Source organism: Fusibacter sp. QWL-12 (assembly GCF_058683495.1).
The window spans coordinates 3,374,429-3,392,990 of sequence record NZ_CM178745.1 but is presented as its reverse complement, the minus strand read 5'-3'; the positions used below and the strand labels follow the sequence as shown (position 1 = coordinate 3,392,990).

The window sequence follows — 18,562 nt, the reverse complement described above, 5'->3', positions numbered from 1 at the left end:
GAGGCTCTAATGGAAAAGTTATTAAAGAAAGCCAAACGTGAACTGGCTCAAGCAGGCGCATTAAACATCGTAGTAGGTTCGGTCTTATTATCGGTCGCTATTCCTTTAAGCATCTTAAGTATCGTCAGTGGCGCAAAGCTTTTAAGTCTTAGAAACAAATTATAATCATGAAAAAAAGAGGCATTATTTATATCCTAACATCTGCATTTTTCTTTTCATTAATGGCACTAGCAGTGAAAAGCGTTCCAAACCTGCCACTTGCAGAGAAGGTATTTTTTAGAAACTTTATTGGATTGATCGCCATAACGATCACAATGACAAGGCAAAAGATTTCCTTTAAGGTCAACGCGCCAAAGCTGATGTTTTTAAGAGCATTCTTTGGTTTGGCAGGCGTTGGTCTTTATTATGGCGCACTATCACTACTACCACTAGCAGATGCAGTTATTTTAAATAAAATATCGCCTATCTTTGTGGTCATCTTCGCTTTAATCTTTTTAAAAGAACCCTATTTAAAGGGTCAAGCATGGGTCATCTTACTCGGGCTTTTAGGCGCACTTTTGGTCATAAGGCCATCTTTTGACGTCAAAATTTTACCAGCACTTATCGCTTTAGCTTCTGCGGTTAGCGCTGGCGCAGCCTATACAGTTGTAAGGCGCTTAACCCAACACGATCAACCCACAGCGATTGTATTTTACTTTTGTCTATTCTCAAGCATTGTACTCGTGCCATTTTTGTTGATAGGCGGATTCGTATTGCCAACATTTACTGAAGGGCTAAGCTTACTTGCGATTGGTCTATTTGCACTAATTGCACAGCTGTTTATGACGAATGCCTATAAATATGCACCTGCTTCAGAGCTTTCCATCTATAATTACATTGAAATTGTATTTTCTTTATTCTGGGGCTTATTACTATGGCAAGAAACACCTGATGTCATAGCTATTTCAGGTGCCTTACTGATCATATTGGCCGGCTATCTCAATTATAGAATCCAGAACTCTAAAAAGGTTATACCATTGTAAAATAAAAAAATCCTGCTGATCAGCAGGATTTTATTTTTTGATTTAATCTAGTCACTTTCTGGTGGTAAAATATTTGACTCTGGAAACTTATCTGCACTTCGCGCCAATGTGTTTGCAACTTCCATCAGCATTGGTGCATATTCGTCAAACTTTTCATCCTTCATGCTCAAGGTAGAACCTGATATACTGACAGCACCGATGACACTGTCACCATTCACGATTGGTACTGCGATACATCTTACCCCGTATGCTTCCTCGCCATTATCGATTGCAAAGCCTCTTTTTCTAATCGCTTCAAGTTCTTCAACTAAATCATCATAGTTGGTGATCGTCGTCGATGTATACTTAGGAAGCCCATAATAATCAACAATCGTTTTAACCTCATCAGAGGACAGTTTAGAAAGCATCGCTTTACCGACACCTGTACAATGCATGTTTAAGGTCTTACCAGTAACAGAATATGCAACACTCTTACTCGCTGGATAACTCGCTTCTAGATAAAGAACCTTCCCATCCTTTGGTACACAGAAATATACGATTTCGCCTGTACGCTGTTGCAAATCATCTAAAAAAGGCATCGCCGTTTCGATGATATTGAATGCTTTTCGCGCACTGTAACTCATCTCTAAAATCTCAAGACCAAGATGGTAGAGCTGAGTATGCTCATCTTTTTCAAGCAATCTGGTAAACTCAAGTGTTTTTAGAAGATTTGACAGCGTACTTTTAGGCATTTTCGTCTCTTGAACCAATTGATTATACGACCAGTTAGGATTCTTACCTGTAAATAATTTCAAGATACCTGTCGCTTTAATTATGGTATTAATTTTCCAAACTTCTACAGTATCTTTCTTACTCATTCAATACACTGCCTTTCATTAAATTTTATGCTGCTGTTTTTCTTTTTGATAAGAGTCTTTTTAAAGACGGATATACGAGTGAAATCGTAATGAAAATAAAGATGACCAAAGTAATCGGTCTTGTAAAGAAAATCGCATAGCTACCACGAGACATAACCAGAGCACGTCTCATATTGGATTCCAGTAAATTTCCTAAAAGTAACCCTAGAATAAATGGCCCTGGTACAAATCCACCTCTTTTAAATAAGAAGCCCAATATTCCTGCTACCAACATAATCATTACATCAAACACACTATTGTTAAGTGAAAATGCACCCACGATACAGAAAAGTGTTACCGCAACCCAAACAGTTTCTTTCTTAACATTGAGGACTTTCGCTGAAGCCTTTGCAGTTGCAAGCCCTAGAAATAGTATAACAACATTTGCCAAAAGCATCAATAAAATAATTGTTGCGACAAAACTGCTATTTTCTGTAAACATTTTTGGTCCCGGTTGCATACCGTACATCATCAGCGAACCAATTAGTATGGCACTAACTGCATCTCCAGGTATACCTAGAGTCAGCATTGTTGTAAGCGCACCGCCCAACACGGCATTATTTGCAGTTGAAGCGACAGCAAGTCCTTCCACAGAACCTTCACCATATTCTTCTGGATGCTTTGACATCTTCTTAGATTGTCCCCATACGATGATCGATGCAATATCACCACCTGCGGCCGGTATCGCACCAATAAAGCTGCCTACTGCACCTGCAATCACACTAGGACGAATTAAGCTGACAAATTGCTTCTTGGTAGGTAAAACACGACCGAGTTTTAGGTTTTGTTTCTTTTGTGCTTCTTCAATCGCTTCTACTTCCCTGTCTCGCTCGTAAATTTGGTTGAGTACCTCACCGATCCCAAACATACCGATCATAACAGGTAAGAAAGTTACGCCTGCTATAAGATCTGTACTACCAAATGTGAATCGCTTTACTGCTAAGATAGGATCAAGTCCTATCGTTGAAACCAAAACACCTGCTAAGCCGACGATTAAGCCTTTGATGACAGATTTTTCTGAAACGGCGATCATCATTGACATTCCCAAAAGTGCAACTGCAAAGTATTCTGTTGGACCGAACTTGATCGCAAATCTTGCAATTGGAAATGAGAAAAACATAAGCATCAGAGTACTAAAAATACCACCAAATACTGAATAGATAACGTTGATTCCCAGCGCTAGACCGCCCTGCCCCTTCGTATAAAGCTTGTACCCATCTAACGACTGCATAATCGACGCTGGTGTCCCTGGTGTATTAACTAAAATTGCAGAGATTCCCCCTGCAAAAATCGCTGAATTCCATACCCCTATTAGCATTGCAAAGCCTTCATTTGGCGCAAGCCAAAATGTCAATGGTGTCAAGATTGCAATCGCCATTGTCGCAGATAATCCTGGTAACGCACCAACGACGGTTCCTATAATTGCACCTGCTAACAGGTAAAACATAACATTTAAATGTAACACTTGGTCAAAAGCTGCTGCCCATTCCATAATGATCCTCCTTACATGACAAACTGAATTTTAAGGCCAGCGGTAAATATCGCGTAAATCAAAAGGACAAAAACAGCAGAAAAACCGATTGTGAAAATCCAGCTTCTTTTAAAGTACCAATTGATGCTAAATGCAGCGATAAATGTCGCTATATAATAACCGACCAGTTTCCACAAAAGAATATAGACCAATATGATAAACGTCATCACGATAGCATTACGTACATTCTCACGATTTGCGACGGTTTTTTCTTGAGGCTCTGTCAGTTTCTTAAGTTGTATAAATGCTGTGATGAATAAGATCACTCCTAAAATTACGATGCCAAGGCCCATAAAGAAAGGAAAAAAACCAGCACCAGGCACACCATCTGAAGTCGTTGAAGATAAACCTAAATCTAATGAAGGTTTCATAAACAACCCACCTAAAATGATAAATATGATACTGGAAATCATGTTCTTTTTATACATATTTGGCTCCTTTGTTCTCAGAATCAACATAAAATATGGTTTTCTGATATATTTCGATATTGATACAGTTGAAAGGATGATTCCACGAATCACCCTTCCACCCTGAATGATTAAACCATATAATCTTATACTACTATTGTACAATACCTAAACTAGGAATCAACTCAGAGAATTTATCCAATTGGACTTTAGCGTAGCTGTCCATATCAGCACCGTTCATGTAAGCATGCTCAAATCCTCTTTCAGCTAAAAGATTCTTAATGTTGTCACTATTTAAAGCCGTTTCAGATGCAGCTTCTAATTTTTTTACAACATCTTCTGGTGTATCTTTAGGTACTGCGAAAGCACCCCAACCTTGTGCAACAACATCTATACCAAGTTCTTTAGCAGTTGGGATATCAGGTAAAATCGATGATCTTTCTTCACCCAATACAGCCAACACTTTAAAGTCACCACTTTCAACGCCTGATTGAACTTCTGATGGGCTTACTGTAACGGCTTGAATGTTATCACCCATTAATGCTGCGATTGCAGGAGCTGCACCTTCAAAAGGAACATGCGTGAATTTTGCACCTGAATTATCTTCTAATAATGCTGCAGAAATATGCCAGATTGAACCTGTTCCTGAGTTACCAACTTGGACCTCACCTGGATGCTCTTTTGCATAAGTTAAAAACTCTTCTAATGTGTTCCAAGGTGCGTCACTTCTTACTGTAACTGCAGCTGGGATCGTCATTGCTCTACCGATGAAAGTAAAATCATCACTTGTAATATCAGTTAAACCCAAAGACTTAATCATTGTTGATTCAACAGGCATATAAGCTATTGTATAACCGTCTGCCTTGCTATTTTTAACGGCTTCAAGGCCAACTGCGCCTGATGCACCTGTTTTATTCGTAACGACAATTGAAGTACCGATTGCTTTCTCAAGCTCTTGTGCATAAAGTCTAGCAACTGTATCTGATGCACCACCTGGAGAATATGGAACGACGATGGTGATAATCTTGTTTGGAAACTCGTCCTTACCTGTTGAACAACCAGCAAATAAACCCATAATCAAAATTAATCCTAGAACCAAACTTAAAACTCTCTTTGACATGTTAACCTCCACCTATTTTATTTGATTAAATACTTCTAAGTGCTTTTGCACCACTTTTGTGTAATGCACTTTCTCATTTTCATCAATGGTTTTCAGTGGTTTCCTCATAAATCCCCCCTTTAAACCTCTCACATCCAACGCATGTTTGAAAATGCTCATGTCTGACCCTGCTTTCAAATCGACAACAACATCGTGTGCAATGTTGTGCCAACGTTTAGCGGTTTCAAAATCCCCTCTTGTAAATGCTTTATATACATTGACAAATGGTTCTGGCATAGGACATGAAACACCTGATACCGTCCCATCACAACCAATCGCCAACGATGACAAAAATAATCGATCCAGTCCTACGACGACTGAAAAATCACCGTTATTGACCTTTAAATATTCACAAATCCTATGCATATCTTGATAGCTATATTTGATTCCGATAATGTTTTTTGATCGCTTCGCACATTCCTCAGCGACGTATGCACTAATGTCATTACCTGCACACTGTGGTATACCATAAAGATAAACTGGAAATGTTTCTGGTACACTAGAAGCAACTTCTAAAAAGTAGTCGATCATTGGATCGTCATCGACGTGAAAATAACTTGGGGTTACAATCCCAATACCATCAGCGCCAATCTCACATGCGTGTTTGGCAAGTTCAATCGTATCCTTGGTCGTCATAGCACCAACTTGAATATAGACGGTCACTCGACCAGCCGCTGCATTCACAACCGTTTCAGCGATAAGTTTTCTTTCTTCTACGGTGAGCAAATGCATTTCTCCAGTCGTACCACAAGGATAAAGACAATTGACACCACTCTCTATTAGAAATTCTGTTAACTCTTGCATGCCATTGACATCCACTTGATCATTTTCATCAAAACAGGTCGTCATAGCAGTAATTACACCTTTTAACTTTTTCATCGGCTCACCTCATCAAATGTATTGCAAATCCGCCATAGGCTTCCTTAAGATAGGCTACAGTCACTCTACCATGTACATCATATGCGACTGTATCCTCTATAAAAGTCACGCCTCTTTTAGAGAGATAATGATAGGCTCTATCTACATCATCAGAAGCAATTCCGATATGACCCTTTTCACCATGGTAATTGAACTTCATAACCTCTACATCTCCGCCTACCATTACTGATTTACTGCCATTTCTTATGGTTTTTCCAAAAAGTGATGCTAGCTGCCCTGCTAATGTAAACGCTTCATTTTCTGTTTCCATGTTAATGCCCACATGCTTGGTTCTAAAATTAAATTGCTTTAATATTGTATTCCCAATGGACTCAGTAACCGCGATAAAATCTTTGTTCTCCAGCGCTAACTTATCGAGCATAAAACCGCCACCGACTGCAGTTACACAAGGTAAGTTCAAATATGATTTGAAATTTTCTTGAGTGATGCCTCCTGTGGGAATAAACTTCATCGTTTTAAAAGCGCCTGAATATAACTCAAGTGCACTTACACCACCCAGTGGTTCAGCAGGAAAAAATTTAACACACTCAAGACCGAGCTTCTCAGCCAACGCAATTTCTTTAGCACTAGAAACGGCAGGAACTACCGGTAATTTATTTTCAATGCAATAGTTTACAACCGCTTCATCCCAATAAGGTAACACGAAGAATGAAGCACCGGCTTCAAGTGTACGTTCAACATCCTCAATGGATTTAATTGTACCAGCGCCGACTATAAAATTAGGATAATTTTCCTTGATCGCCTTTATGGCATCTATAGAAGCATTCGACCTCAGCATAATTTCAATTACGTTGATGCCATGCAGATCAAGAGCCTTTACGGTCTTGACTGCTGACTCAACATCTTTGAAAGAGACTGTGGGGAGAATGCCAGTCTTACTAATTTCTAAAAGTGGATTCATCATCTTTGAACCCTTCCTGAACCATCACCATTCATTAAACTAGTGATTTCATCAACTGTAACCAGATTAAAATCAAGTTCGATACTGTGCTTTAAACAAGATGCTGCAACTGCAAACTCAACCGATTTTTGAGGATCATACTGATTAAGTATCGCATAAATCAGACCTGATGCAAAAGAATCTCCGCCTCCAACACGATCGACAATTCTAATATCATACTCTTTTGAATGGAAGGTTTCACTATTGTGATAAAGAAGTCCAGACCACTTGTTATCAGAGGCAGAAATACTTTTTCTTAAAGTTGTAGCAACGTATTTAAAACCATAGGTATCGCTGAGTTGTTTTGCAACTTTTGAGTATGAATCAAAATCCAGTTCACCTTGTGTGACATCGGATTCACCCGCTTTTATGCCAAGTACTTTTTCAGTGTCTTCCTCATTACCGATTAGTACATCTACATTCTTAACCAACTCTTTCATCACGAATTGCGCCTGCTCAGGCGTCCATAGATTCTTTCTATAGTTAAGGTCACAGAAAACGAGTACGCCTTTTTTCTTAGCCACTTGACAAGCATCCTCGATAATTGCAGGAAGATTTTTGCCAAGTGCAGCTGTTATCCCTGTAAAGATGAAAGCGTCTGCACCTTCTAGTATTGCATCCCAATTAAAATCTTCGCGATTCGCTTCTGAAATTGCTGTGTTTTTACGATCGTAAATGACTTTTGATGCTCTTTGTGAAGCACCTTTTTCAATATAGTAAACGCCGATTCGCTCACCTCCGAACGCGATATGATCAACGCCAGCACCAAACTTTTTCATCGTTGCAATTGCTGCCTTTGAAATATCATTATCAGGTAATTTGGTCACAACTTCAGTCTGCATACCAAATTGTGCAAGTGCAACAGCGACATTTGCCTCAGCACCCGTATAATTGACCATCATTTTATCGGCTTGTAAAAATCTTAAGTAACCTTCTGTCCCAAGCCTTAACATAATTTCACCAAAACAAACTACTTTTTTCATCATGCCTCCAACTACGCTTCCTTTAAAGCTTTGACAAACGCTTTAGCTCTTTCTGTAAATTCTTTAAAGTTCTTCTCTTTTATAAGTTTACCTTCTGTTAAACGACCACTGATACCGAAGCCTAAATAGCCTGCGTTGAAATATTCGCCTATATTTTCCTCATTGATACCACCTGCCGCCAATAAAGGAATATGGCTGATAGGACCTTTGATATCTTTTACATATTTTAATCCGAGATAGCCTGCCGGAAACACTTTTACGATATCTGCGCCATACTGATGTGCATTCACGATTTCAGTTGGGGTCATAGCACCTGGAATCGAAGTTAATCCCAACTCTTTGGTATAGCGTATAATTGCTGGATCTACATTTGGTGAGATAATATAGGTTGCACCTGCATCTGCAGCCGCTTTAACTTGATCCAATGTAAGAACTGTTCCAGCGCCAAACAGCATTTTGTCTCCTAAGTTTGTCACCAACATCGCAATCGCTTCAGAAGTTTTACGGATGCAATCCGCATCACTTTGATCAAAAGTGACCTCAATCAGTTTAATACCACCTTCAAATAACGCATTTGCAAGGTTTAGAAGATCTTCGCCATATAATTTACGACAAATGGTAACTATACCATTTTCTAATATAAATTCTGACGTTTTTTCAGACATTATAATCTCCTTTCGCATTTCAATGTATATTGTTCATCATATATGAACATTGTTTAACATAAATTTATCAGACTATTTACATATTGTCAACAATTTTTGATGCTTTAAATTGTAATTAAATTATGTGTAGATTTTTGTACAAAGCTGTAATGGTTACTAATTAAGCGTTATAAGCCAAAAAGTAAAAAACCTCAAGTTTTTAACTTGAGGTTTTAATTTTTTAGTTAACTATTTAGTTTGCTAGTTCTTTACTCATCCGTGCATGAACAGCTTTTTTTGAGCTAAAATGATATACAAGCGTTGCAATTACGATCAAAACACCTGCTATCCCTAGCATAAACCCCATTCCAGATCCGACACCCTCTCCAAAAACAGTTGTAATCCATCCTAAATTACCAGACTGTAGTGCTGGTTCAAATATGCGATCTACTAATGGACCAACGATCAAAAAAGAAATCGGAGCCAAACCATAAGCCACCTGATAAGCGATAGAAAAGACTCTACCCTGTAATGGGCCAGGTACAGTATCCTGTAAAATCGTTCTAAATATTGCATTAAGAACGGGCAAAGGTAACATGCAAAGAATTAAAAATATGCCAAGTCCAAATGACTGTCTGACTACGCCAAATGCAAGCATTGATACACCTGTTAGGCACATCATCAGTGATATCAGCCTATTATTATTCTTAGGCAAACCAAACAAGGTCACCAGTAAACCACCAATAAAGGCTGCACCACTCATGATTGTCATCATCACAGAAAGAATCATTTCGTCACCTGTGACTGACAAGATATAAGGAATTACAAGCTCAAGTGGACCATTCAACAAAAAATTCACTATGGCAACATATGCGATTAATCCCAGTAAGGCTTTTGTTTTTAATAGATAACTTACGCCAACCTTCATCCCTTCATTGATGCTAGTCTCTACTGATAAAGGGATGTCTGGAAACTTCATAAAGATTACCACAAAAGAGCCAACAAGAAATGAAAGCAAATCAATGGCTACAACACCTTGAATCCCAAAATTCACATAAATAATGCCAGCGATAACAGGCGCGACGATACTCGCGGTTGGAAAAAGCATTTCTTTAACACCATTTACTCTTGCACGGTTGGTCTCATCGGTCAAAAAGGTTACCGTTGCATCAGCAGCAGGCGTCTGCATGGCTGCGAATATGCCTTGAAAGAATACGATGACATATAGATGCCAGATTTGGAACCATCCTGTTAGTATGAGTAAGATCAATCCCCAAGTGCCTAAAGCTTGGCCAAAATCAGATAGAACAAGAACCCATTTCCTTCTAAAACGATCGATCAGCGCACCTAAATAATGCCCGAACAGTAGTTGTGGCATTTCTGCAAAAAAGGGAATCAACAAAAGATCGGTTGCGTGTCCCGTTCTCTGAAACACCCATATGCCAAGTGCTATCCCAGTCATTCTCGTACCAATAATGGACACGGCTTGTGTCGCTAATAACGTGTACAACAATTTATTCTTATTCAGTTTTATTTTATTTTCCATATTTTCCTCCGATTTTAATAATTATAAAATCGAAGATTGTACACTGATTGCGTCCAAGACCCTGCCTCCTTTACGTAAGATACTTATCACTCATATCAGCAAAATGCTTGAAGATATGATGCAAATCCTCACCAAATTCATTTAAATAATAGCCTTCAGCTTCTTTTTTATCAATGACATTTCTCTCAAGTAATACTTTTAACTTTCTATTGAGTTCTGTATTACTCAAAAAATCGATTTGAGATAAAATCTCATTATAGCCATGATACCCGTTTCCTATGGTTGAGATGATTTCTGGAATCCATCTTAACCGAAAGATATCGTGTATGAGTTTAAAACCCTCTGTCATAGTCGTTTGTGTCTTCATTTTATTCTCCTACAAAAATTCTATTTATAAATTACTTACTTTTCAACTGATTAAGTAACAATTTTGTCTCTTTTTGTTTTTTTTAGTATATCATATAATTTAGTAAATGAGAAACATTCTTACTAAACTTTAACCTAATTTAAGGAGGACACACATGAAAAAAATCGAATTAATGAACCAATATTTAGCCAATCAAGCGGTCATCAATTTTAAACTACACAGCCTACACTGGAACGTGGTGGGCATTAACTTTATGGCAATTCATAACTTTACAGAAGCACTTTATGATGACGCTTTTGAAAAACTAGATGCAGTTGCTGAACAAATTAAAGTTCTAGGTGAAACACCTTTAAGTACTTTATCAGATTATCTAAAACACGCTACTATTGAAGAGCTTCCTGGCAAAGATTTTTCAGCTAAAGAAGTCGTTGCTTATCTTCAGGAAGATCTTAAAAAGCTTAAGATTCTCGCTTTGGAAATTAGAGGCCTCGCGTCAGAGGAAGATGACTTTGCAACCGCTAACATGATGGAAGACCATGTAACAGGATATGATAAAAACCTTTGGTTTTTAGATAGCATGTCTAAATAAATAAAAGCCTATATCGACAAGATATAGGCTTTATTTTTTATTAGAACGAATTAAATAATGGCGCTAATAATGCCCCAACAAATAAGAACCATAATACCATACCTACAACTGTGACGAGAATCATCGCTTTAAAGTAATTTGCTTTACTTGGATTACTACCGCCGCCAAATGCCCATACAAACACCATGACTAAGTTTACTATAGGTATCATCAAGATTAGCATTGTGATGATCCAGTCTTTTACACTAACTACCTCTGAACTTGATGCCCCTTTTGCCTCCCACTTTTCTTGCTTGTTACCATACTCATCTCTGGTAATGTTTTGATCCATAAGATCCCCCTAATTATGTATTCCGTATTTAACGGTTACTTAATTATACTAATATTATTAAGAAAATGAAATAAATATATTTGCAATAGTAACTATAATTTTCTTACTTTTTATTACTAAAAAGCTGTGTTTAAAGTCAAAAGCCTGTCAAAGTAAAATTACTAAGACAGGCTTTATATTTTATTTAACCGTTAATGGCTCAGAAGCTTCAAGTGTAATCATTTCTTCATTCACTGAAAAACTAGTAAAGAACTTAAGCGTATAATTACCTGCTGCTATTTTACCACCCATCATATCACTATAGTCGAAATCATCTGTGTAAAGGATGGTTTCACCAGCTGCCATAGGCACTTCTGTGATCATCTCGATAAAGCTTTTATTGGCTGACCATGTTAAGACCGTTTCACCAGCCGCGTCTAAAATCTGATAATCAAATCTTTGACCTGACATATAAGTTAACGTTAGATCATCTGCGCCTACGTTTGTAAACTCAAAATTAATCTTTAGTAGATCGCCATCTTCAATGAGTGTTAACTTAGATTCAAATAATTCTTCTGGGTTGATCATAGCACCACCTGCTGTGGTATCCTCTTCAGTTGTTTCTTCATCGACGGGTTCGCTCGTTAGTAAGTTTGGCTCTTCAATGGTCATATCTGGTGTATTATTCTCAGTGGTAGTTGCTGAATCTACTGGTGTTTTCGTTGTACCACAAGCCGTTAATGCTAATGCGAGTACTAGAATGAGCACCATCGTATATACGGGTCTTAATCTCATTTTCTTAATCATATGTCTCCTCCTAATTGATCGTCTGTTTTGATTGACATAGTATTAAGACGAGAAATCCAGACTCAAAGTTCCATAAATCTCTAATTGCTATAACTCTAAGACACACATTGGGTTGAGTCTATTAACATGAGCGACTACGTTTACTAGCAAAAACATGCTCTATCTCGCCATACCAAAAACAGCACCTGAAACATATGGAATCAACCAAATTAGCCAAACGATTAGGCTAAACTTGTGAAAATTTGCCTTCGCCTTAGTGTCATTTTTAACAAGAACCACTGTTGCCCATAGTGCATGGAACAGCATTAGAACGATTGCAATCAATCCCGTGATGCCATGAAAGTTGAGTTTAAATCCTTCACCTGCGATTTGGCTCATCAGTGTCGTTCCTATTGTATCAAATATTAAACCGATCCAAAATATCGTTAAATGCGTCTTCGTCAGCGTGCCTTTCAGACGCTCGCCCCATACCCCTATGGTATAAAATACTAGCGCCAACGTGATACTAATAATTGCAAATGGTAACATATTGATTCCTCCAATTTCATTTTCCTTATTCTCTAAGTATAAGATACTCTCCTATTATAAATGAAATTGAGTCATCTTGCATCATTTAAAATTATATTTTATGCAATTTATTCAGGCGCAACCTGATAACCTTCCGATTGATAGGATATGATCCCCTTACCACTGGTATAATCTGATAGTTCAACCTCATAATATTGGCAAGTCTCGAGTGGCAATATGCCCTTTATAACAGCCAATTCGCCCTTAATCATCGGTTCCTCAAAGCTGCCTCTCATCTTCAAGATATCTGCAATTGCTCTGCCGATTAATAGCTGCGGAACCATTAGTTCGTATCGATTGATTGGTTCAAGCTTAACGCCTTCAGCTTTACCTAGCGCGATTTGAACCACCTGCTCAGCTACTTTTCTGAAATCCGATGGCGTACTATTTACACTGTCGAACTCTGAATAGACAAATCTCACCTTGACATCTGTTACCTCTAGATGATCCATCCCTTTTTTAAGTCCAAAAACACAACCCTCTCTTACCGCATTTTGAAAAGGTTTTTTAAGATCGCCAAATGACACTTCTGTTTCGTAAACAATCCCTTCACCGACCTTTAATGGTTCGATTACCAAGCCCACTGTCGCCGGTAAAAAGTTATCTGTTTTGTACATGTAAAGACATGCCTCAGTGGTGTTTTTAATACTAGAGCGATAAACGATTTCTGGTTCTAAAATCTGAGTCTTGATCTCAAATCGCTCAACCAAAAGCTGTTCGATAATTTCCTTTTGTACCATACCAAACAGCTTCAGCTCTATCGCTTCAGTCTCAGGATGGATCTCAAACCCTAAAAATGGATCTTCGTCCGTAAGCTGTGTTAGAGCATCACAAACCGCACGTCTGATTGCCAAATCCTCAGCCACAACTCTTGCTCTTAATGTCGGTGACGCGATATGCACCAGCTGCCGGTCCATTGGTAGCTCTCCTAGAACGTCTCCGACATTTAACGCATCCGTATAAAGAACCACCACATCACCTGCGATAGCAACGTCTTGTCTTTTAGGTTTAATACCGCATAACCCATCCATTTTAAGAATTTTATAGTCTCTCTCCTCACCATACACCGGATAAGATTCTCTTAATACGAGTGTGCCTCCGAAAAGGCGTATAAAGCAGCGTCTATTCCCATGACTGTCTCGATCGACCTTGTAGACGATTCCCGAAAGTTCTTCCTGTGTCAAGGGTTCCACCCACTCTGAAAGTAGCTCAAGTAGCGGCTCTATCCCTAGTCCAAGTAAAGCGGAGCCATTTAAAACCGGAAAAAGCTTATTTTGGTTGAAATACGTCTTAGCTTTTCCAGAAAGCATCGCTGACGTCATCACTGTATCGCTTGACCACGCTTCAAAAACAGCATCATCTAACAGCGCCAAAGTCTCAATATTACTGCTTAGCTCAGCTTCATCTAGCGCCCTTAAACTGGCATGTCGCTCACCCTCATCGTTCACAGCATTCACCAGATAGAGGGCGTCTGACAGTTCTTCTTTGATCTGTGTCCTTATATCTGAAAGATCAACCCCCATTCGATCGACCTTGTTTATCATGATGATCACAGGGATGTCCATCTTCTTCAACGCATTAAAAATCACCTTCGTCTGTGCTTGAACGCCTTCCTTTGCTGATATCGCAAGTATCGCAGCATCGAGTACACTGAGTGAACGCTCTACCTCAGCGATAAAATCAACGTGACCAGGGGTGTCCAATAGATTAATCTTATGCTCTTTATAATTCATGGTTACAGTGGCCTGTCTAATGGTGATCCCTCGCTCTTTCTCGAGTGACATCCCATCAGTGGTCGTATTGCCTTTGTCCACTCTACCAATTTCATTTATAACGCCACATGTATATAACATTTGCTCTGTAATCGTTGTCTTTCCAGCATCTACATGTGCCAATATGCCTATGTTCATCTTCATATATCTTTTTCTCCTATAATTTGTATGATTGTTTTGTTCCGAATTTTGGGTACAAAAAAACCACAGTTTATGACTGTGGTAATCAACTCAAATTATAAGAGATTTAATAGGTGTAGATAAGGATATCGTTTCTGATCATGCTTTGATCTAGTTACTCTAGAAGCTGACAAAAATGCATCATTAAAGTCTGAAACTAATACCTATGCCTGTTTACCGATGGTCATAAAATATGATTTTATTAAGTTTTCTCTGAATTTTGTACATGTCATATTTTCGACCTCCTTTTTGTGTCACCTTTAGTGACCGTGCTTTGCACTTATATGATCATTTAATCACATAGAAAAAGAGATATCAAGTGAAAAACTTATTTTGACATCAATTTGTCATAGGTTTGAAATTCTTTTGAAAAACTTATAAATGAAAAAAAGTGCTATCCCCTATAAATAAGAGGATAACACCCTTAGATTAACCAAACACGACAGGAAGTACTAATAAACCAATTGTCGTTATAATAAACCAGAACAACCAGATAAATGCCATGTAGCCCCAGACATCTTTGAGCTTCATGTTAACGACTGCTAGTGCAGGGATAACGTAAAGTGGTTGTAGTAAATTCGTCGCTTCATCACCGTAAACAAATGCATTGATAACATAAGGCACGTTTGCATGAAGTTGTTGCGCTGCATCGATAAGGATTGGACCTTGAACGATAAACTGTCCGCCTTGTGATGGGATGAATAAGTTTAAGATTGATGCTGAGTAATACGATAAAAGTGGTAACGTATCTGCGGTTGCTATTGAAGTAAATGCGCCTACGATTTGTTGACCTAATCCTGAATCCGCCATCATGCTTGAGATACCACCGTAGAATGGGAACTGAATCATAACGTCTGTTGCCAAGCTCATATTTTTTCTGTATGCGCCTACAAATTGCGAAGGTGAACTGTATAAGAAAAAGTTTGCAATTAAGAAGATGAAGATGACAAAGTTAAGGCTTAAAGAACCAAGGAAGCCCTTTTCCATAATGGTTGATCCGATAACCACTAGGCCACCTAATCCGATGATCCACATTAAGATTCTGCTGCCGTTCATACGATCCGCAAAGCTTAATTTTTCTGCCTTATTGACTTTCACTTCAACTTCTTCTTCAAAGCTTTCAAACTCAATAACTTGATCTTTTGGTGGCATGGATTTGATCGTTAAAAGAATGGTTCCTATCGCCAAGATAAAGAATAGAACTGTGTTCATCGTATTATAAACAGAGATATCTTGAGTGATGACACCAATTTTATCTACAAGGAAGTGATCTGGACTTGCAATCAAAGCGTATACAGAAGCACTTGGTCCCCAACATTGTCCTAAAATCATCGTCGAGTAACCCGCTGCGATCAGGATTGGGAAGTGTAGCCCTTTTACATTTTTACTTAAAAGCATTGCCAAAACTGGTGTTGCAATCGTACCGAATGCCCAGTTCATAAAGCTTGAAATATAACCAAAAATCATTAAAAGTATAATTGCGACGATTGGTGATTTCGCTAGTTTTGCCACTTTAGATAAAAAGTTTTTAACTTGTCTCGATCTTGCAGTTACTGAGCAAGTTACAACCATAAATGACATTTGAAATGCGAATGCAATTTGTGACCAGATACCTTTGAACCATGAGTTGAGCATATCAACTGGTGTAAACTCTGTAAAAAGAACACCTGCGATAAATAATAATACCGTTAGAATTAAACAAAATACCAATGGATCTGGAATAATATTTTCAGCTGCAAAATTAAATCTTTGACTAAAACGCCATAAAATCGAACCCTTACTCTTATTTTGACCCTTTATATTACTTGTCATATGTGTTTCCCCCGTTAAACATATTTTTTACTGGTCTTTAATTGAGTGATTAGCCTTTTATTAAAATCGTTTTTGATTTGAGTTTTCTTATCTTCTGGGTACATGAAAAAACCTTCGCCTGACTTCATGCCCAACTTACCTTCATTTACTTTTTCTCTTAAAATCGGATTGGCATCAAGTCGATGGTCCATTTCCTTTAAGAGGTTGTCCCCTACTACACACCAAATATCCAGTCCACCCATATCTGCGACTTCTAGCTGTCCGGTGGTTGCATATCTAAACGCTGGACCAAACTTTAGTGCTTTATCGATATCCTCTGGTGATGCCACTTGCATCTCTATTAGTGAAAAAACTTCTCTTGCAATGGCTTGTTGGATCCTATTGGCAACCAAACCTGGTACATCCTTTAAAATTCTAACAACTTGCTTTTCAATATTCAAGTAGAGTTCTTCCACTTCTGCAAAAGTCGCCTCATCCATATTGCCAAAATAAGATAGCTCAGCGATAGGCATTAAATGCGCTGGATTGTACCAATGACAGACTAACATTTTACCCTTTCTTGCATCTGAGACAGCCGGAAGCATATCGCTAAGGGATAAAGAAGAGGTATTGGTTGCAAAAATGGCTTCGCTTTTACAATAGCTGTCGAGCTCTTTAAACAAATCTCTTTTCAGTGATATGTTTTCAGCGATCGCTTCGATAACATAGTCCGCATCGATTGCAGCTTCTTTTACAGTATCACAAATCGTAATGTTCTTTAATGTCGATTCGATTTGAGCTGCTTCGATGTAGTCCTGTTCTTTTAAAAATTCTAGTTCCGCTTGGATCAATGGCATTATTTGACGCTTAATTGATTCACTATATTCATAAATCTTAACCGAATAACCATATAGTGCAAAAACCTCTGCAATGCCATGGCCCATTGTACCGCCACCGATTACTGCGATTTTCTTAATCATTAATTGCCTCTTTTCAAACCAAGAATCGCTCTTGCTTCATCTGGTGTTGCAACTTCGTAGCCGGCTTCTTTGATTAGGTTTGCTGCACGTGTTACAAACTGCGCATTTGAAGTCGCAAGATCAGTTGCACTAAACATGACGTTGTCTTCCATCCCGACTCTTACATGTCCACCTAATGCTAACGTTGCAAGTAGAATTGGTACATGACCCTTTCCGATTCCAAGAGCAGACCAAGTAGCATTTTGTGGTAATAAGCTTTTGAGATAAACAAGATTTTCTACCGTAGCAGTACTACCTCCAGCAGCACCTAAAACAAACTGAAAATGAAGTGGCTCAGTTAAGAAACCTTTTTTCAAGTAATAGAGCGCATTGTAAAGCATACCTGCGTCAAATACTTCGATTTCTGGCTTAACATTGTTTTCTCTCATTGTGACAGCAAGCTCTTCAAGAAATTTAGGATGATTGATGAAAAGTGAGCTGTGCATCCAGTTCATTGAACCACAATCGTATGAAGCCATATCAGGTTGAATGGATTTGAGATGTGCTTGTCTGGTTTCATCAGTCGCATTTAAATCTCCTGACGTCGTCAAGTTTAAAACGATGTCACATTTAGCTCTGATGAGACTGACGGTTTCTTCGAACAATTCTTTGCTCATCGTACCTTTTCCATCTGCATCTCTCATGTGTAGATGTGCAACAGCAGCACCTGCAAGGTAACACTGGTAAACATCTTCTGCGATTTCTAGTGGGGTCATAGGTACATTTGGATTGTTTTCTTTTGTCGGCCACGCCCCAGTGGGTGCGACAGTAATTATGCGTTTGTTCATTTAGGACTCCTTTCTATTTCGTCACCCTATATAACGCAATCTCCGTGCCAACTTTATAAAATCATGTATTTTCAATGGTTTCAGGTGTTTGATATCTGTTTCATGCCCTTAAGCAGATGACAGTTGCAAACAAATGTAGTTACTAGTTATAACTTTTGTTATATATCATTTCAATTTTCTTATTTTTATTTACTACGAAAGTTCACCTTTTTATCGGTTTTGTATTTATAGAGATGCATAATTTCAATTCATCCATAACTCTTCTGCAAAATATAGAGATAAACAAAAAACAAAACAAGCTATAA

20 protein-coding genes are annotated in these 18,562 nt (G+C 38.3%); 3 read left to right on the top strand and 17 right to left on the bottom strand.

The genetic code is table 11. The features are described from left to right. The first annotated feature begins 9 nt into the window (after positions 1-9). Both AC4PID_RS16310 and AC4PID_RS16305 read left to right on the top strand, forming a co-directional pair. A complete protein-coding gene (locus AC4PID_RS16310) occupies positions 10-165 on the top strand; it encodes a hypothetical protein (RefSeq protein ID WP_492133050.1) in 156 nt (51 codons plus the stop codon). A gap of 2 nt (positions 166-167) precedes the next feature. Beyond that, positions 168-1,022, top strand: coding sequence for a DMT family transporter (locus AC4PID_RS16305; protein ID WP_492133049.1), 855 nt, complete (start codon positions 168-170; stop codon positions 1,020-1,022). A 47-nt stretch (positions 1,023-1,069) separates the two neighbouring features. Here the strand turns inward: AC4PID_RS16305 and AC4PID_RS16300 are convergent, their stop codons facing one another. The 10 genes from AC4PID_RS16300 to AC4PID_RS16255 form a co-directional block, all read right to left on the bottom strand. Continuing rightward, a complete protein-coding gene (locus AC4PID_RS16300; RefSeq protein ID WP_492133048.1) occupies positions 1,070-1,879 on the bottom strand; it encodes an IclR family transcriptional regulator in 810 nt (269 codons plus the stop codon). Positions 1,880-1,904: 25 nt separating this feature from the next. Next, on the bottom strand, positions 1,905-3,410 hold the full coding sequence (locus AC4PID_RS16295) for a tripartite tricarboxylate transporter permease (protein WP_492133047.1): 1,506 nt from the start codon (positions 3,408-3,410) through the stop codon (positions 1,905-1,907). An 11-nt stretch (positions 3,411-3,421) separates the two neighbouring features. Beyond that, positions 3,422-3,877: a tripartite tricarboxylate transporter TctB family protein gene (locus AC4PID_RS16290; RefSeq protein WP_492133046.1), complete on the bottom strand. Its 456-nt coding sequence runs from the start codon at positions 3,875-3,877 to the stop codon at positions 3,422-3,424. A 133-nt stretch (positions 3,878-4,010) separates the two neighbouring features. Then, positions 4,011-4,976 (bottom strand): tripartite tricarboxylate transporter substrate binding protein, encoded by a 966-nt coding sequence (locus tag AC4PID_RS16285; protein ID WP_492133045.1) that lies wholly within the window; start codon positions 4,974-4,976, stop codon positions 4,011-4,013. Positions 4,977-4,988: 12 nt separating this feature from the next. Further along, positions 4,989-5,894 (bottom strand): dihydrodipicolinate synthase family protein, encoded by a 906-nt coding sequence (locus AC4PID_RS16280; RefSeq protein ID WP_492133044.1) that lies wholly within the window; start codon positions 5,892-5,894, stop codon positions 4,989-4,991. Between the two features lie 4 nt (positions 5,895-5,898). Continuing rightward, on the bottom strand, positions 5,899-6,858 hold the full coding sequence (eda, locus tag AC4PID_RS16275; protein ID WP_492133043.1) for a bifunctional 4-hydroxy-2-oxoglutarate aldolase/2-dehydro-3-deoxy-phosphogluconate aldolase: 960 nt from the start codon (positions 6,856-6,858) through the stop codon (positions 5,899-5,901). Beyond that, positions 6,855-7,877: a sugar kinase gene (locus AC4PID_RS16270; protein ID WP_492133042.1), complete on the bottom strand. Its 1,023-nt coding sequence runs from the start codon at positions 7,875-7,877 to the stop codon at positions 6,855-6,857. The genes eda and AC4PID_RS16270 overlap by 4 nt, the downstream gene beginning before the upstream one ends. 11 nt (positions 7,878-7,888) lie before the next feature. Further along, positions 7,889-8,542 (bottom strand): bifunctional 4-hydroxy-2-oxoglutarate aldolase/2-dehydro-3-deoxy-phosphogluconate aldolase, encoded by a 654-nt coding sequence (locus AC4PID_RS16265; RefSeq protein WP_492133041.1) that lies wholly within the window; start codon positions 8,540-8,542, stop codon positions 7,889-7,891. Positions 8,543-8,774: 232 nt separating this feature from the next. Beyond that, a complete protein-coding gene (locus AC4PID_RS16260; RefSeq protein WP_492133040.1) occupies positions 8,775-10,067 on the bottom strand; it encodes an MFS transporter in 1,293 nt (430 codons plus the stop codon). Between the two features lie 70 nt (positions 10,068-10,137). Further along, positions 10,138-10,434, bottom strand: a complete 297-nt coding sequence (locus AC4PID_RS16255; protein ID WP_492133039.1) for a winged helix-turn-helix transcriptional regulator — start codon at positions 10,432-10,434, stop codon at positions 10,138-10,140. A gap of 154 nt (positions 10,435-10,588) precedes the next feature. Between AC4PID_RS16255 and AC4PID_RS16250 the strand changes: the two genes are divergently transcribed. Further along, a complete protein-coding gene (locus AC4PID_RS16250) occupies positions 10,589-11,023 on the top strand; it encodes a Dps family protein (RefSeq protein ID WP_492133038.1) in 435 nt (144 codons plus the stop codon). A 40-nt stretch (positions 11,024-11,063) separates the two neighbouring features. Here the strand turns inward: AC4PID_RS16250 and AC4PID_RS16245 are convergent, their stop codons facing one another. The 7 genes from AC4PID_RS16245 to AC4PID_RS16215 form a co-directional block, all read right to left on the bottom strand. Further along, positions 11,064-11,354: a hypothetical protein gene (locus tag AC4PID_RS16245; RefSeq protein WP_492133037.1), complete on the bottom strand. Its 291-nt coding sequence runs from the start codon at positions 11,352-11,354 to the stop codon at positions 11,064-11,066. Positions 11,355-11,534: 180 nt separating this feature from the next. Then, positions 11,535-12,140, bottom strand: a complete 606-nt coding sequence (locus AC4PID_RS16240) for a BsuPI-related putative proteinase inhibitor (protein ID WP_492133036.1) — start codon at positions 12,138-12,140, stop codon at positions 11,535-11,537. Positions 12,141-12,299: 159 nt separating this feature from the next. Beyond that, the gene (locus AC4PID_RS16235; protein ID WP_492133035.1) at positions 12,300-12,668 is read right to left on the bottom strand and encodes an HsmA family protein; all 369 of its coding nucleotides are present in this window, start codon (positions 12,666-12,668) and stop codon (positions 12,300-12,302) included. Positions 12,669-12,775: 107 nt separating this feature from the next. Beyond that, complete coding sequence (locus AC4PID_RS16230) at positions 12,776-14,623, bottom strand: GTP-binding protein (RefSeq protein ID WP_492133034.1); 1,848 nt, start codon at positions 14,621-14,623, stop codon at positions 12,776-12,778. A gap of 465 nt (positions 14,624-15,088) precedes the next feature. Continuing rightward, positions 15,089-16,471, bottom strand: coding sequence for a short-chain fatty acid transporter (locus AC4PID_RS16225; protein ID WP_492133033.1), 1,383 nt, complete (start codon positions 16,469-16,471; stop codon positions 15,089-15,091). Positions 16,472-16,485: 14 nt separating this feature from the next. Continuing rightward, entirely contained in the window at positions 16,486-17,430 is a 945-nt protein-coding gene (locus AC4PID_RS16220) for a 3-hydroxyacyl-CoA dehydrogenase family protein (RefSeq protein ID WP_492133032.1), read from the bottom strand. After that, positions 17,430-18,257, bottom strand: a complete 828-nt coding sequence (locus AC4PID_RS16215) for a beta-keto acid cleavage family enzyme (RefSeq protein WP_492133031.1) — start codon at positions 18,255-18,257, stop codon at positions 17,430-17,432. Before AC4PID_RS16215 ends, AC4PID_RS16220 begins: the two co-directional genes overlap by 1 nt. Positions 18,258-18,562: the final 305 nt, after the last annotated feature.

Excerpts from the sequence above, each read along its gene's own strand:
- AC4PID_RS16255 (WP_492133039.1), bottom strand. The coding sequence starts at position 10,434 with ATGAAGACACAAACGACTATGACAGAGGGTTTTAAACTCATACACGAT.
- AC4PID_RS16270 (WP_492133042.1), bottom strand. The coding sequence starts at position 7,877 with ATGAAAAAAGTAGTTTGTTTTGGTGAAATTATGTTAAGGCTTGGGACA.
- AC4PID_RS16265 (WP_492133041.1), bottom strand. The coding sequence starts at position 8,542 with ATGTCTGAAAAAACGTCAGAATTTATATTAGAAAATGGTATAGTTACC.
- AC4PID_RS16220 (WP_492133032.1), bottom strand. The coding sequence starts at position 17,430 with ATGATTAAGAAAATCGCAGTAATCGGTGGCGGTACAATGGGCCATGGC.
- AC4PID_RS16235 (WP_492133035.1), bottom strand. The coding sequence starts at position 12,668 with ATGTTACCATTTGCAATTATTAGTATCACGTTGGCGCTAGTATTTTAT.
- AC4PID_RS16295 (WP_492133047.1), bottom strand. The coding sequence starts at position 3,410 with ATGGAATGGGCAGCAGCTTTTGACCAAGTGTTACATTTAAATGTTATG.
- AC4PID_RS16285 (WP_492133045.1), bottom strand. The coding sequence starts at position 4,976 with ATGTCAAAGAGAGTTTTAAGTTTGGTTCTAGGATTAATTTTGATTATG.
- AC4PID_RS16300 (WP_492133048.1), bottom strand. The coding sequence starts at position 1,879 with ATGAGTAAGAAAGATACTGTAGAAGTTTGGAAAATTAATACCATAATT.
- AC4PID_RS16310 (WP_492133050.1), top strand. The coding sequence starts at position 10 with ATGGAAAAGTTATTAAAGAAAGCCAAACGTGAACTGGCTCAAGCAGGC.
- AC4PID_RS16245 (WP_492133037.1), bottom strand. The coding sequence starts at position 11,354 with ATGGATCAAAACATTACCAGAGATGAGTATGGTAACAAGCAAGAAAAG.
- AC4PID_RS16280 (WP_492133044.1), bottom strand. The coding sequence starts at position 5,894 with ATGAAAAAGTTAAAAGGTGTAATTACTGCTATGACGACCTGTTTTGAT.
- AC4PID_RS16260 (WP_492133040.1), bottom strand. The coding sequence starts at position 10,067 with ATGGAAAATAAAATAAAACTGAATAAGAATAAATTGTTGTACACGTTA.
- AC4PID_RS16250 (WP_492133038.1), top strand. The coding sequence starts at position 10,589 with ATGAAAAAAATCGAATTAATGAACCAATATTTAGCCAATCAAGCGGTC.
- AC4PID_RS16215 (WP_492133031.1), bottom strand. The coding sequence starts at position 18,257 with ATGAACAAACGCATAATTACTGTCGCACCCACTGGGGCGTGGCCGACA.
- AC4PID_RS16230 (WP_492133034.1), bottom strand. The coding sequence starts at position 14,623 with ATGAAGATGAACATAGGCATATTGGCACATGTAGATGCTGGAAAGACA.
- eda (WP_492133043.1), bottom strand. The coding sequence starts at position 6,858 with ATGATGAATCCACTTTTAGAAATTAGTAAGACTGGCATTCTCCCCACA.
- AC4PID_RS16240 (WP_492133036.1), bottom strand. The coding sequence starts at position 12,140 with ATGATTAAGAAAATGAGATTAAGACCCGTATATACGATGGTGCTCATT.
- AC4PID_RS16305 (WP_492133049.1), top strand. The coding sequence starts at position 168 with ATGAAAAAAAGAGGCATTATTTATATCCTAACATCTGCATTTTTCTTT.
- AC4PID_RS16290 (WP_492133046.1), bottom strand. The coding sequence starts at position 3,877 with ATGTATAAAAAGAACATGATTTCCAGTATCATATTTATCATTTTAGGT.
- AC4PID_RS16225 (WP_492133033.1), bottom strand. The coding sequence starts at position 16,471 with ATGACAAGTAATATAAAGGGTCAAAATAAGAGTAAGGGTTCGATTTTA.